Source organism: Nocardioides sp. R-C-SC26 (genome assembly GCF_021246465.1).
Classification (GTDB): domain Bacteria; phylum Actinomycetota; class Actinomycetes; order Propionibacteriales; family Nocardioidaceae; genus Nocardioides.
In genome coordinates, this window is record NZ_JAHRHK010000002.1 from 301,661 (window position 1) to 314,700 (window position 13,040).

Consider the following 13,040-nt stretch of genomic DNA (forward strand, 5'->3'; position numbering starts at 1 on the left):
GGCGCACGAAATAGAGTGTCGGGGTGAGTGAGCAGTCCGCGCCCCGGCTGGCGCAGTCGATCGAGGAGGTCACCGACGCCCTCCTGTCACGGTGGCCCGAGACCAGGCTCGAGCCCTCGCTCGACCGCATCGCCGCGTTCTGCGACCTCCTGGGCGACCCGCAGCGGTCCTACCGGTCCATCCACCTGACCGGCACCAACGGCAAGACCTCGACCTCACGGATGATCGACACGCTCGTGCGTGCGCTCGACCTGCGCACCGGGCGCTTCACCTCCCCCCACGTGGAGTCGATGAACGAGCGGATCAGCATCGACGGGGAGCCGCTCGACGACGAGGCGTTCGTGCGCGCGTTCAACGACGTCGCCCCGTACACGCACCTGGTCGACGCCGAGCAGGAGCACCCGCTCAGCTTCTTCGAGACCGTCGTCGGCATGGCCTACGCCGCGTTCGCCGATGCGCCGGTCGACGTCGCGGTCGTCGAGGTCGGTATGGGCGGCTCCTGGGACGCCACCAACGTGATCGACGCCGACGTCGCCGTGGTGCTGCCGATCGCCGTCGACCATGCGCGGTACCTGGGGGACACGCCCGAGGAGATCGCCCGGGAGAAGGCCGGGATCATCAAGGCCGGATCGGTCGCGATCCTGGCGCAGCAGAGCGTCGAGGCGGCTGCCGTGCTCGTCGCCCACGCCGCGGAGGTCGGCGCCACCGTCGCCCGCGAGGGCATGGAGTTCGGCGTGGTGCACCGGGTGCCCGCCGTCGGCGGCCAGGTGGTCTCGCTCCAGGGCCTCCGCGCTCGCTACGACGACGTGTTCCTGCCTCTCTTCGGCGCGCACCAGGCGCAGAACGCGGCGGTCGCCCTCGCTGCCGTCGAGGCCCTCCTGGGTGAAGGTGAGGCACTGTCCGACGACGTCGTGCGCGAGGCGTTCGCCGAGGTCACCTCTCCGGGCCGGCTCGAGGTCGTGCGGCGCAGTCCCACGATCGTGCTCGACGCCGCCCACAACCCGCACGGGGCCGAGGCGACGGGTGCCGCGCTGGAGGACTCCTTCAGCTTCTCGCCCCTGATCGGGGTCATCGGCGTGATGGGCGACAAGGACGCCGAGGGTCTGCTCGCCGCGTTCGAGCCGCACCTGGAGCACGTGGTGATCACCCAGAACAGCACCGAGCGCGCGATGCCGGCCGAGCAGCTGGCCGGGCGGGCGCGCGAGATCTTCGGCGAGCACCGCGTCAGTGTGGAGCCGCGCCTGGTCGACGCCATCGACGTCGCTGCCGCGCTCGCCGAGGCCGGTCAGGCCGAGGGCGGCCCGCTCGGTTCCGGCGCCGTGGTGGTGACCGGCTCGGTGATCACGGTCGGGGAGGCCCGCACGTTGCTGCTGCGGGGGGAGCGTCGATGACCGGCGAACGCGAGAAGTCGCCGCGCCGCGGGATGTGCGCCGCCGTCCTGACCCTGGAGGCGATCACCCTCGGTCTCAGCACGCCGGTGATGGTCGCGGTCGCCGACGTCGAGCCGGCGACCGCGCTGCCGATCGGACTCGGTCTCGCCGTGGCGTGCACCCTGACGGCAGGGATGCTGCGGGCGTCGTGGGGTTACACGCTCGGGTGGGTGCTGCAGGTTGCGGCGGTCGCACTCGGTGTCTTCGTCCCCACGATGTTCGCGCTCGGCGGGATCTTCGCCTTCCTCTGGGCGGCCGCCGACGTGCTCGGTCGTCGGATCGAGGCCGAGCGGGCCGCGGCTTTCGCCGCCTACGACGCGGAAATGGGGAGCGAGGACTCCGTCGGTCCTGCCAGCCTGGAGCCATGACGACCTCTGCGTCCGAGCCGCTCTCCCCGACCCCCCGGACCACCGTCAAGCGCGGGAGCAACCGCTCGGTCGCCGAGCGCGAGGACCTCTTCGCCCTGCTCGACGACGCTCTCATCGCCCACGTCGGCGTGGACGTCGGCGATCATCCGGTCGTGCTCCCGGTGGCCATCGCCGTCGACCGCGACGGCCCGGACGACGGCGGCACGCTCTACATCCATGGCTCGGTCGCGGCGCGCTGGCTGACTCGCGCCGACTCCACGACCGTGTGCGTCACCGTCACCGAGCTCGACGGGCTGGTGACCGCCCGGTCGGCGTTCCACCACTCCATGAACTACCGCTCCGCGGTGATCGTCGGCGACGCCCGAGTGGTGGGCGAGGCCGAGGAGAAGCAGCGGGCGCTCGACCTGACCGTCGACCACATGGTTCCCGGGCGTGCGGCGACCTTGCGGCCCAGCACGCGCAAGGAGCTCGCGGCGACGTCGGTGCTCGCCGTCCCGCTGCGGGAGGCGTCGATGAAGCGCCGCGCCGAGGGGCCCGTCGACGAGGAGAGCGATGTCGCGGCCGGCGTCTGGGGTGGGGTGATCCCGATCCGTCGGGTCGCCGGAGAGCCCGTCTCCGGGGCGGACTCCCACGACCGGGTGCCCGACGACGTGCTGGCGCGGGCGGCCGCACTAGGGTCACAGGCATGACGCAGCGCACTCTGGTGCTTCTCAAGCCCGACACCGTCCGACGCGGCCTCGTGGGCGAGGTGCTCGCCCGCTTCGAGGCCAAGGGCCTGCAGATCGTGGCGATGGAGCACCGCCAGATCGACGCGAGTCAGGCCGACGCGCACTACGCCGAGCACGTCGAGCGCGACTTCTACCCGCCGTTGCGGACGTTCGTGACCAGCGGCCCGCTCGTCGCACTCGTGCTCGAGGGCGACGAGGCGATCGAGGTGGTGCGCGCGCTCAACGGCGCGACCGACGGCCGCGCGGCAGCACCGGGCACGATCCGTGGCGATCTCTCCCTGTCCAACCGGGAGAACCTGGTGCACGGCTCGGACTCGCCGGACTCCGCGGCGCGTGAGATCGCGCTGTGGTTCCCCGGTCTGGACTGACCCACCAGGACGGCCCTCGTGCGCGCACAACCGTGTCGGGCCCGTCTCGTCCACAGGCACGTCGACGGGAGCGTTTCTGGGTCGGAGCGCCCGGGCAGCCTCGTCCCATGACGTTCTCGGGCCCATTCCACGACCTGTTCCTCGGTGAGGTGCATCGACGTCACCCCGACGTCGATCTCGTCTCCCTTCCCGACGAGGATCCACCGCTCCCGGGGGGAGCGGTGGATCCTGAGCTCCTCGAGAGCCGGATGACGGCCGTCACGGGGGCGGCGGCAGCGGTGGCGGCGTCGATCGAGGAGGCCCTAGGCATCCGGCGTCCCGTCACCTCCGGCACGCCCGCCGACGGCGGGAGCCCGTCGCTGCAGGGCTCGTGGCGGTCCGCGGGGCGTCCCGGCGAGGTCTGCGCGACGGATCGACGGTCATGGCATCAGGTCGACGGCGAGCGTGTGCTGGAGGCTGCGGCGCTTCATCTCGACAGGGCGGACTGGCGCCTCGACGTTCCGGTCGGCGGGTTGAAACGTCTGGCTGCGGCGCGAGGGGGGATCCGGGTCCAGTGCGTGGTCGCGGAGCGGACCGGCCTGGTGACCCTGGTGGTGACCTCCGAGCCGCTCGTCGTGGGTGTCGAGACGGCACGCGAGCTGGTCCGCGGCCATCTGCGCGTCGTCGAGGAGTGAGGGGCGATGGAGGTCGTCCCCACGTCGGTCGGCTTCGCCGCCCGTCACTGGGATGAGCAGAATCTCGACGTCGCCGCTGCCGCGAGACAGATCGGCGAGTCCACCTCTCACGGGTTCACCGATGCCGTCGCACCGGTCGTCGACCGCTTCGCGCGGCTGTGGCGCGAACACGGCGACCGCCTGGCGCGCCGTTGTGAGGAGCAGGCGGACGGGCTACGCGCCGCTCTCGCGGACTACGTCGCGACCGATGCTGCGTCGGCGCTGGGCTTCCAGCGCCTCATCAGTGATCCCGGCCTGCTCCTGAGCCGCGGTCTCGTCGAAGAGGTCCGGTGAGCGCCGTGGCCCCACCGACGGAGGTGCCATCGTTCGACGTCGCGCCCGAACTGGTGCGCGATACCTCGACGGCCTGGCTCGCCGCGTCCGCCCAGATCGACGACCTCGGCACCTTCGCCTCCGGTGCCGCACGTGTCGGCGACTGGACCGACAGTGTCGCCTCACGTGCCTACCACCGCCGGGTGGGTGCCATCGGCGATCGTTCCGAGGCGATGTCGTTGGCGTTGCGTCGCGTCGCCCAGCGCACGGGAACGCACGCGGACGAGCTCATCGCACTGGGGTGTCGGCGAGACGACCTTCTCGCTCGCCGTCGGCGTCTCGTCGTCGACCTGGCCGCCTGGCAGATCGCGAGCGCGGAGGCGGCGACTCCCCAGCAGCGGACCGACGCCGATGCCACGGCGAACTCGCTGAGTGCAGCGATCGCCGACTTCGACTCGGAGGTCGTGCGCTGGACGCACGATCTCCGGGTCGAGGAGCAGGCGATGGTCCGGGAGCTGGAGCGGGTACTGGAGTTGGCGGCCGTCGAGCGCTTGTACGGGGGAGTGCCAGATCCGGCGGATCCGGCGCTGCACACCTTCCCGGGCGCGGGCGCGACCCCGTCGGAGATCCGCAGCTGGTGGGACGCGCTGGGCGAGGCGGAGCAGGGTGCGCTGATCGCGGCGTCGCCGGGCTCGATCGGCAACCTCGACGGGATCCCGGCGGCCGTGCGAGACGAGGCGAACCACGTCCGCCTCGTGCGGGACCTCGCCGATCTGAGGCACACGGTGGAGGCGGGTGTCGCGAGCGACGGCGAACGTCGTCGGCTGGAGAACGCCGAGGCGGCCCACGACGCCCTGATGGAGATCGAGGGTCGCGACGACCTCGTCACGGCCGAGCCGGTGCGGTCGTCGCTCTACCTCTACGACCCCGATGCCTTCGGGAGCGACGGTCGCATCGCCATCGCGGCGGGGGACCCCGACGCGGCCGACAATCTCGCCGTGCTCGTCCCCGGTCTCGGTACGGACGCGACGTCGGCGCCCGAGCAGGCAGCGCGGGCTCTCGACCTCTACGAGGCCGCCCGGATGGTCGCGCCGGACGAGTCGTCCGCGGCGATGGCCTGGATCGGTTACGACGCGCCGAGCGGCGCGGACAGCGCGGCGGTCGTCCGTGAGGACATGGCTGCCGACGGCGGACGCAGGCTCGCCGACGCCATCGATGGCCTGCGCGCCAGCCGTTCCGGCGATCCGGCTCACCTCACGGTGATCGCGCACAGCTACGGCTCGACGACGGCCGGGCACGCAGCACACGACGGCGGCCTGGCGGTCGACGATCTGGCCTTCGTCGGCAGTCCGGGTGTCGGTGGGCACAACGACGACGTCGGTGACCTGGGCCTGGAGCGCGGCCAGGTGTGGGCCGCGGCCAACAGTCGCGACCCCGTCGCCCTTCTCGGTGATCACGGCTGGATCAACCTCTCCACGCTGAACGGCGCCGGTATGGGCGACGATCCGACGGAGGACTCATTCGGTGCCCAACGCTTCCGCGCAGAGGACGCAGGGCGTGGCGATCGGCCCTCCCTGGAGCAGCACTCGCGCTACTTCGACCCCGGTTCGGAGTCGCTGCACAACCTCGCGCGCATCGTCGTCGGTGACGACGGGGACGTCCTGCGGGCGGAGCCGAAGCACGATCCGTTGTTCGGCGGGCCCCACGACCCGGAGTGGGATCGTCGGCCGACACCGGTGCCGACGCGGTGACAGGCAGAGGGAAGCCGAGTGGCCATCCGCCTGCTTCCTGGGTCTGGTCGCCCCGTGTCCTCCGCGTCCTGGTGCTGGGTGCACTGGTGGGCGTGGCAGCCTGCACGGGCGGAACCACTGGAGACCACGACGCGAGGGGAGGACCCGTGGACGACGCGACGTCGACGGCGAAGCTCGTACGGCAGCGCCACCAGGTGCAGGACGTAGCGGCCACCCTGGAGGCTGCCGTGCAACGCCGCTGGCCGGGTGAGGTGATGGCTGGAGCCGGTCGCTACCGGCCGTGCCGCTCAAGCGGGCCGAACACCTTCGAGAGCTTCCAGTTCGAGTACACCGGTCGCTTCGAGCCTGCTCCGGGCACGACGGTCTCGCTCACCGCACTCACCGGCGATGACGTTCCGGTCTTCGGTGAGGTCGTGGCGATCCCCGGAGCGCAGAGAGTGACGGGGGTGGCGCCGCCGGTCGAGGGCGGCGACGAGCAGATCGACGTCACGGTCGACCACCGCATCGACGGCCCGACGCAGTGGCTGGTGCTCGCTGTCCGGGGCGCCTGCGTCGAGGTCCCGCCCGAGCGCAGCGACTATTGGCTCACCGAGGCCGACGGCTGAGCCTGACGCCACGGACCCTCGCGCAGCAGGCGTCACCGGTGGATCCAGGCGGCTGAGCGGTGCACGGTCCTCGTCGGACGGGCGCACGACCCGGACGCGACACGCGCGGCGCGCCTCCTGCGTCACACCAGTCCCACTACTTACGCTCGCTACCGGGTGCGACGCCTCGTGCGCACGTTGTGCCTCCTTCCCCGGTTTGCGCACGAGCAGTGAGGCGCGCTCATGGCGAACAGCATCATCGGCCGTGACATGGCGGTCGATCTCGGCACCGCCAACACCCTGGTCTACGTCCGCGGACGCGGCGTCGTGCTCGACGAGCCGAGCGTCGTCGCGCGCAACGAACGCACGGGCGAGGTGCTCGCCGTGGGGCACGAGGCCAAGAGCATGGTCGGCCGGACGCCGGACAACATCACCGCACTCCGGCCGCTCAAGGACGGCGTCATCGCCGACTTCGAGGCGACCGAACAGATGCTGCGCCGCTTCATCCAGCAGGTCCACCGTCGGCGCTACATGGCCAAGCCCCGGATGGTGATCTGCGTGCCCAGCGGCATCACCGCCGTCGAACAGCGCGCGGTCAAGGAGGCCGGATACCAGGCCGGCGCCCGCCGCGTCTACATCATCGAGGAGCCGATGGCCGCCGCGATCGGCGCGGGCCTGCCCGTGCACCAGCCGACCGGCAACATGGTCGTCGACATCGGAGGCGGCACCACTGAGGTCGCGGTGATCTCCCTCGGCGGTGTCGTCACCTCCCTGAGCATCCGCACCGCTGGCGACGACCTCGACCAGGCGATCGTCGCCTGGATGAAGAAGACCTACTCGCTGCTGCTGGGCGACCGCACGGCGGAGGAGCTGAAGACGTCGATCGGCTCGGCCTTCCCCTACCGCGAGGAGCCCGTCGCCGACGTGCGTGGGCGAGACCTCGTGAGCGGGTTGCCGCGTACCGTCTCGATCTCCGCCTCCGAGATCCGTCAGGCACTGGACGAACCGATCCAGGCGATCGTCGACGCGGTGCGCGTCACCCTCGACCAGACGCCGCCCGAGCTCGCCGGAGACCTGATGGACCGGGGCATCGTGCTGACCGGCGGCGGCGCCTTGCTGCGGGGGCTCGACGACCGCATCCGTCACGAGACGGGGATGCCCGTACACATCGCGACCGACCCGTTGCAGTCGGTGGCGATGGGTGCCGGGAAGTGCGTGGAGGAGTTCGAGGCGCTGCAGGCCGTCCTCGTCGGCGACACCCGGCGGGCGAGCTGAGCGGTGATGTTCGAACGGCGCGCGTGGGGACGATCCCCGGGGGAGACGCAGCTACCCGGTACACCGTCGCGATCGCTCGTGGCTGCCCTGGTGCTGGCGTCGGTCTCGCTGATGCTGCTCGATCGCGGCGCGTCCGGGCTCGTGGATCCTGCTCGTGACGCGGTCGCGGAGGTCGTCGGTCCGGCCCAGTCGAGTGTCTCGGCCGCGGTGCGACCGGTGGTCGAGCTGCCCGAGTCGTTCCGCACCCGCGGCGACCTGCGCGCGGAACTGAGTGCCCTGCAGGAGGAGAACGCAGATCTGCGCACCCGGGTACGCACCGACGACGCCGACCGGCACCGCCTCGCCGAGTACGACCGGCTCACCACCGCGGCGGCAGACCTCGGGCGCGCCATGGTGCCGGCCCGCGTGATCGGTGTCGGACCGTCGCAGTCCTTCTCCGGCACCGTCACCATCGACGCCGGCACCGAGTCGGGGATCCGGCCCGACCTGACGGTCGTGAACGCCGACGGCCTGGTCGGACGCGTCATCCGAGCCGGTGCCACGACCGCGACCGTGCTCCTGGTCGTCGATCCCGACTCGACCGTCGGCGGCAGGATCGGTCAGTCGATGGATCTCGGCTTCCTGCGCGGCCGCGGCAGTCTCGGCTCGGACGCCCGACTGGACCTGGAACTGGTCGACCAGACGGTCGTGCCGCATCGCGAGGACACCGTGGTGACGTGGGGTAGCCGAGGCGGCAACGGCCCCTACGTCTCCGGCGTGCCCATCGGGCGCGTGATCGAGGTCTATGCCAGCCCGCGCGAGACCACGCAGCGTGCCGTGATCGAGCCGTTCGTCGACTTCGCACGGCTGGACGTCGTCGGCGTCGTGGTGCCCTCGGGCACCGCCAGCGACCGCTCCATCGTCGAGGCCGACGGGAGCCTGCGATGACGCGCGCTGCCGGGATGCGGCCGCTGGTCCTGGGGTTGCTCGTCGTCGCGGCCCTCGTGCTGCAGACCTCGCTCGTTCCCCACCTGACCTGGCGCGGCGTCGGCCCCGACCTCGTGCTGCTCGTGGTCGTCGCGTGCGGCCTGGCCTACGGCTCACGCGAGGGCATGCTCATCGGTTTCGCAGCCGGGCTCCTCGTCGATCTCGCCCCGCCCTCCGATCACGTCGCCGGGCGCTGGGCACTGGCCCTGCTCGCGGTGGGCTACGTCGCCGGGCGTGTGCGGCCCGATGGCTCGCCGAGCTGGGGCACCACGGTGGTCGCCGCAGCCGCCTGCTCCTTCTTCGGGGCATCGCTCTTCGCGCTGTCCGGCCTCATCCTTGCCGACCACGTGGGTGCTGTGCCGGCCCTCCTCGACGTCGTCCTGGCGGGGGTCGTCGCCGACGTCGTCCTGGCGGCGCTGCTCCTCGGGCGCATCACGCGCGGTCTGCGGCGGATCTCCCATCGTGATCGTCTCGAGGCGGTCCGGGTCCATGGGTACGCGTAGCCGCCTGCGCCTGGTCGTCATCCAGGTGCTGGTCTTCTCCTTGTTCGCCACGCTCGTCGCGCGGCTGTACTACCTCCAGGTCGTCAGCGGGGAGGAGTACCAGGGTCGTGCGACCTCGCAGTCGATCCGCGAGGTCGTCGTGCAGCCGACGCGCGGCCTGATCGTCGACGACCAGGGTCGACCGCTGGTCACCAACCGACTGACCTGGGTGGTCTCGGTCGACCGCACGGTGCTCGGCAAGCTGCCCGAGGCTCATCAGCGCAAGCTGCTCAAGCGTGTCGCGCGGGTCGTGGGACAGCGGCCGAACCGGCTGGCCCGCAAGCTGGTCAGCTGCGGGCAGGACGACTCGATGCCCGGCGTCTGCTGGAACGGTTCGCCCTACCAGCCCGTGCCGGTGGCGCTCGACGTCAGCCAGCCGCAGGCCCAGCGCATCCTGGAGCAGCCGGAGGACTTCCCCGGCGTCGTCGTCCGCCAACAGTCCGTTCGGGCCTACCCCCAGCCCTTCGGCATCAACGCCGCGCATCTGCTCGGCTATCTGAGCCCGATCACCGAGGACGAGCTCGACAACGCCGAGAACAGCGGTGATCGCTCGGTCAACGGCGCGTCGGTGGTGGGTCGAGCGGGCATCGAGCAGCAGTACGACCGGTGGCTGCGCGGCATGCCCGGATACGAGCGCGTCGCCGTCGACTCGATGGGCCGCACCATCGGCGACGGCGGCGTGGTGGAGGCCCAGCCCGGCGACACCCTGGTGACCTCGCTGGACGCCAAGGTCCAGTCGGTCGTGGAGCAGCAGCTCGCCACGATGATCGCGACCGCGCGGGCCACCCGCGACACGGTGACCGGGCGCAACTACGTCGCCGACTCCGGTGCCGCCATCGTGATGGAGGCCGACACCGGCCGGATCGTGGCGATGGCCAGCCAGCCGACCTACGACCCCGAGGTGTGGGTCGGTGGGATCTCGAAGAAGCAGCTGGCGCGGCTCTACTCCGAGCGCGCCGGTACTCCGCTGCTCGGTCGTGCCACGCAGGGGCAGTTCGCTCCCGGTTCGACCTGGAAGCCGTTCATGACGGCCGCCGCCCTCACCCACGGCTACAGCACCGACACCCAGTTGAACTGCTCTTCGGCCTTCCGTGTCGGCAATCGCGACTTCAAGAACTACGAGTCCGGCGCCTACGGCTACATCAGCTTCGCCAAGGCTCTCGAGGTCTCCTGCAACACCTTCTTCTACCGGATCGGCTACGACTACTGGAGTCGCTTCGGCAGCGACGTCGCCGACGTCGACGCCCAGGACCCGCTGGTCAGCGAGGCCAAGACATTCGGCTTCGGGCGCAAGACCGGGATCGACATGCCGGGCGAGGCGTCCGGTCGGATCGCCGACCGTCGCTGGAAGCAGGCCTACTACGAGTCGCAGAAGGACTATTACTGCGGCTTGGCCGACAAGCCGCAGACGGCCGACACCTCCGACTTCGTCTACAAGTTCGCCCGCGAGTTCTGCGTGGAGGGCTTCGCCTACCGCGCTGGTGACGCCGCGAACTTCGCGATCGGGCAGGGCGACACGATCGTCACGCCGCTGCAGCTCACCCGTGCCTACGCCGCGCTGGTCAACGGGGGAAAGCTCTATGCGCCGCGTATCGCGAAGGCGATCGTCGCCGCCGACGGCACGGTGCTGCGCGAGATCGCCCCGAAGGTCACCGGACGGGTCGGCGTCCCGAAGCGACTGCTGGACTACATCGACGGTGCGCTGGAGGGCGTGACCCGTCAGGGCACCATGGCCTGGAGGATGGGCGGGTTCCCGATCGACCAGGTCAACGTGCGCGCCAAGACCGGCTCGGCCGAGGTCTACGGCAAGCAGTCGACGTCGTGGGTGGCCTCCTACTCCGACGACTACGTCGTGGTGATGATGGTCAGCCAGGGCGGCACCGGGTCGGGGACGTCGGGGCCGGGCATCCGCGCGATCTGGGAGGCGCTCTACGGCGTCCAGGGTGAGCGCGTGCGCCCGAGCACCGCGGCGATCCCCGGCACCACGCCGCCCGCCGATCTCCCGGTCTTCGCCGGCAACGGTGCGATCCTCCCCCCGAAGCGGAAGGCTGCGAGCCGATGACGACGTCGATCGGAGTGGCGGGCACGGCCACGACGGCCTACTCCACCTCGTCCCAGGTGCGGGTCGACGAGGTTCGGCGCACGCCGACCGCCGGTCTGGACTGGCTGCTGCTCGGCTCGGTCCTCGTGCTGAGCCTGATCGGGTGCCTGCTGGTGTGGTCGGCGACGAGCGCGGAGGCCGAGCTCAGTGGTGGTGATCCACGGGCGTTCGTGCAGCGTCAGGTGGTCAACCTCGGCATCGGCCTGGGTCTCCTGGTCGCCGTCGTGTTGGTCGACCACCGGTGGGTGCGCATCCTGGCGCCGGTCGTCTACGTCGGTTCGATCATCGGCCTGGTGCTCGTCCTGGTGATGGGCTCGGTCGTCAACGGCTCGAAGTCCTGGCTGATGCTCGGCGGCATGTCGATCCAGCCCTCGGAGTTCGCCAAGCTCGCCGTCGTCGTCGGCATGGCGCTCGTCGTGGCCGAGCGATCGGAGGGACGCTGGCTGACCCGACTCGGCCTCGTGGACGTCGTCGCGATGCTGCTCATCGCGGGTCTGCCGGCCTCGCTGATCCTGCTGCAGCCCGACCTGGGCACGATGCTCGTGCTGACCGCGACCGTCTTCGGAGTGCTGGCCGCCGCCGGCACACCGCGGCGCTGGCTCGTCGCCCTCGGTGGAGGAGGCGTGCTCGCCGCCACCGGTGCCGTGATGGCGGGGGTGCTGGAGGATTACCAGATCGACCGCTTCATGGCCTTCACCAACCCCGAGCTGGACCCCCGAGGCGCCGGGTACAACGTCGAGCAGGCACGGATCGCGGTCGGCAACGGCGGGCTGTTCGGCCAGGGCCTCTTCGGGGGATCGCAGACTCGCTCGGGGTTCGTTCCCGAACAGCACACCGACTTCGTCTTCACCGTCGCCGGCGAGGAGCTGGGCCTGGTCGGCGCGACGGTGATCGTCGCTCTCCTCGGAGTCCTGATCTGGCGCGCCCTGCTCATCGCGGTCCGCACCGACGACGTGTTCGGTCGCGTCGCGGCTGCAGGCATTGCGTGCTGGTTCGCGTTCCAGGCCTTCCAGAACATCGGTATGTGCCTGGGCATCATGCCCGTCACGGGCGTGCCGTTGCCGTTCGTCTCCTACGGCGGCAGTTCGATGTTCGCCTCGATGCTCGCGATCGGCCTGCTGCTGAACATCGCCAGCCGAACCGCGACGGCACCGGCCGCCCGGATGCGCCCGCGGCGCTTCGCTCTCAGCCGCCCGTGAGCCGTCCCGGGGCGCTGGACAGCACCGCCGTGCCGGGTCCGACGTGACGCGAGCCCCGCTACGCCGGGGTCGATGAGGGGCGTCTACGGACGGGCGGGCAAAATGGAGGAATGCTCTCCGTCCGGGTGATCCGACGCCGCGGCGCCCTGCCGCGTGCGGCGGTCTCCGCTGTGGAGATCACGCTCGTCCTCGTCCTGGCCCATGCCTGGGCCGGGGGTCACCTGCCCGGGGCCGGCTGGATCGCCGTGATGGCGGCGTCGGTGTTCGCCGCAGGCATGGTCGTGCACCGTGGCCGGATGCCGATTCGGGTGATGGCGCCGGTGCTGGTCGGTGTGCAGGTCCTGCTGCACGCCTGGATGGCGTTGCTGACCGCCGGACCCTCCCTGGCCGACGACGCGGGCATGCACGGCACCGCGTTCTCCGGGTGGCATCAGCACGAGGTGCTGGAGCCGCGCATGCTCGCCGTCCACGCGGCCGGAGGTGTCGTCACGGCGCTGGTCTGGTCGCTGCGCGACCGCGCGATGGATGTCGTCGTCACCTGGTCCCGCCCGATCCTGCTCGAGGTGCCCCGGTGGGGCGCCGAGCTCACTGCGACGACGGACGCGGGTCCGCGCCCCGCCGTCCCGGAGACGGCGTTCGCGCGGCGTGGTCCCCCGCTCCTGTCTGCCTCTCGTTAGGCGCCGCCGCCGGGCGGCGCTCCCTCCTGGCCGTCCTCACGGGAGGCCGGTCGGAACCGCATCCG

14 protein-coding genes are annotated in these 13,040 nt (G+C 71.3%); all 14 read left to right on the forward strand.

From position 1 onward, the window contains the following. Window positions 1–23: 23 nt before the first annotated feature. The 14 genes from KSO97_RS03140 (at window position 24) to KSO97_RS03205 (ending at window position 12,975) form a co-directional block, all read left to right on the forward strand. On the forward strand, window positions 24–1,391 hold the full coding sequence (locus KSO97_RS03140; protein WP_232676433.1) for a folylpolyglutamate synthase/dihydrofolate synthase family protein: 1,368 nt from the start codon (window positions 24–26) through the stop codon (window positions 1,389–1,391). After that, entirely contained in the window at window positions 1,388–1,798 is a 411-nt protein-coding gene (locus KSO97_RS03145; protein ID WP_232676434.1) for a DUF4233 domain-containing protein, read from the forward strand. Before KSO97_RS03140 ends, KSO97_RS03145 begins: the two co-directional genes overlap by 4 nt. Beyond that, window positions 1,795–2,487 carry a pyridoxamine 5'-phosphate oxidase family protein gene (locus KSO97_RS03150; protein ID WP_232676436.1) on the forward strand — a complete coding sequence of 231 codons (693 nt, stop codon included), beginning with the start codon at window positions 1,795–1,797 and terminating at the stop codon, window positions 2,485–2,487. The genes KSO97_RS03145 and KSO97_RS03150 overlap by 4 nt, the downstream gene beginning before the upstream one ends. Next, window positions 2,484–2,894, forward strand: coding sequence for a nucleoside-diphosphate kinase (ndk, locus tag KSO97_RS03155; RefSeq protein ID WP_232676438.1), 411 nt, complete (start codon window positions 2,484–2,486; stop codon window positions 2,892–2,894). Before KSO97_RS03150 ends, ndk begins: the two co-directional genes overlap by 4 nt. A gap of 107 nt (window positions 2,895–3,001) precedes the next feature. Further along, window positions 3,002–3,568, forward strand: coding sequence for a hypothetical protein (locus tag KSO97_RS03160; RefSeq protein WP_232676439.1), 567 nt, complete (start codon window positions 3,002–3,004; stop codon window positions 3,566–3,568). A 6-nt stretch (window positions 3,569–3,574) separates the two neighbouring features. Next, the gene (locus tag KSO97_RS03165) at window positions 3,575–3,901 is read left to right on the forward strand and encodes a hypothetical protein (RefSeq protein WP_232676440.1); all 327 of its coding nucleotides are present in this window, start codon (window positions 3,575–3,577) and stop codon (window positions 3,899–3,901) included. 5 nt (window positions 3,902–3,906) lie between these two features. Continuing rightward, window positions 3,907–5,631, forward strand: a complete 1,725-nt coding sequence (locus KSO97_RS18160; RefSeq protein ID WP_232676441.1) for an alpha/beta hydrolase — start codon at window positions 3,907–3,909, stop codon at window positions 5,629–5,631. Between the two features lie 146 nt (window positions 5,632–5,777). Further along, window positions 5,778–6,236 (forward strand): hypothetical protein, encoded by a 459-nt coding sequence (locus KSO97_RS03175; RefSeq protein WP_232676442.1) that lies wholly within the window; start codon window positions 5,778–5,780, stop codon window positions 6,234–6,236. 222 nt (window positions 6,237–6,458) lie between these two features. Further along, on the forward strand, window positions 6,459–7,490 hold the full coding sequence (locus KSO97_RS03180; RefSeq protein ID WP_232676443.1) for a rod shape-determining protein: 1,032 nt from the start codon (window positions 6,459–6,461) through the stop codon (window positions 7,488–7,490). A 78-nt stretch (window positions 7,491–7,568) separates the two neighbouring features. Further along, complete coding sequence (mreC, locus tag KSO97_RS03185; protein WP_232676444.1) at window positions 7,569–8,417, forward strand: rod shape-determining protein MreC; 849 nt, start codon at window positions 7,569–7,571, stop codon at window positions 8,415–8,417. Then, entirely contained in the window at window positions 8,414–8,959 is a 546-nt protein-coding gene (mreD, locus tag KSO97_RS03190; RefSeq protein ID WP_232676445.1) for a rod shape-determining protein MreD, read from the forward strand. Before mreC ends, mreD begins: the two co-directional genes overlap by 4 nt. Further along, on the forward strand, window positions 8,946–11,060 hold the full coding sequence (gene mrdA, locus KSO97_RS03195; protein WP_232676447.1) for a penicillin-binding protein 2: 2,115 nt from the start codon (window positions 8,946–8,948) through the stop codon (window positions 11,058–11,060). Before mreD ends, mrdA begins: the two co-directional genes overlap by 14 nt. Further along, the gene (rodA, locus tag KSO97_RS03200; RefSeq protein WP_232676448.1) at window positions 11,057–12,298 is read left to right on the forward strand and encodes a rod shape-determining protein RodA; all 1,242 of its coding nucleotides are present in this window, start codon (window positions 11,057–11,059) and stop codon (window positions 12,296–12,298) included. The genes mrdA and rodA overlap by 4 nt, the downstream gene beginning before the upstream one ends. A gap of 110 nt (window positions 12,299–12,408) precedes the next feature. Beyond that, the gene (locus tag KSO97_RS03205; RefSeq protein WP_232676449.1) at window positions 12,409–12,975 is read left to right on the forward strand and encodes a hypothetical protein; all 567 of its coding nucleotides are present in this window, start codon (window positions 12,409–12,411) and stop codon (window positions 12,973–12,975) included. Window positions 12,976–13,040: the final 65 nt, after the last annotated feature.

Excerpts from the sequence above, each read along its gene's own strand:
- mrdA (WP_232676447.1), top strand. The coding sequence starts at position 8,946 with ATGGGTACGCGTAGCCGCCTGCGCCTGGTCGTCATCCAGGTGCTGGTC.
- KSO97_RS03205 (WP_232676449.1), top strand. The coding sequence starts at position 12,409 with ATGCTCTCCGTCCGGGTGATCCGACGCCGCGGCGCCCTGCCGCGTGCG.
- KSO97_RS03180 (WP_232676443.1), top strand. The coding sequence starts at position 6,459 with ATGGCGAACAGCATCATCGGCCGTGACATGGCGGTCGATCTCGGCACC.
- KSO97_RS03165 (WP_232676440.1), top strand. The coding sequence starts at position 3,575 with ATGGAGGTCGTCCCCACGTCGGTCGGCTTCGCCGCCCGTCACTGGGAT.
- mreD (WP_232676445.1), top strand. The coding sequence starts at position 8,414 with ATGACGCGCGCTGCCGGGATGCGGCCGCTGGTCCTGGGGTTGCTCGTC.
- KSO97_RS03145 (WP_232676434.1), top strand. The coding sequence starts at position 1,388 with ATGACCGGCGAACGCGAGAAGTCGCCGCGCCGCGGGATGTGCGCCGCC.
- KSO97_RS03160 (WP_232676439.1), top strand. The coding sequence starts at position 3,002 with ATGACGTTCTCGGGCCCATTCCACGACCTGTTCCTCGGTGAGGTGCAT.
- rodA (WP_232676448.1), top strand. The coding sequence starts at position 11,057 with ATGACGACGTCGATCGGAGTGGCGGGCACGGCCACGACGGCCTACTCC.
- ndk (WP_232676438.1), top strand. The coding sequence starts at position 2,484 with ATGACGCAGCGCACTCTGGTGCTTCTCAAGCCCGACACCGTCCGACGC.
- KSO97_RS03150 (WP_232676436.1), top strand. The coding sequence starts at position 1,795 with ATGACGACCTCTGCGTCCGAGCCGCTCTCCCCGACCCCCCGGACCACC.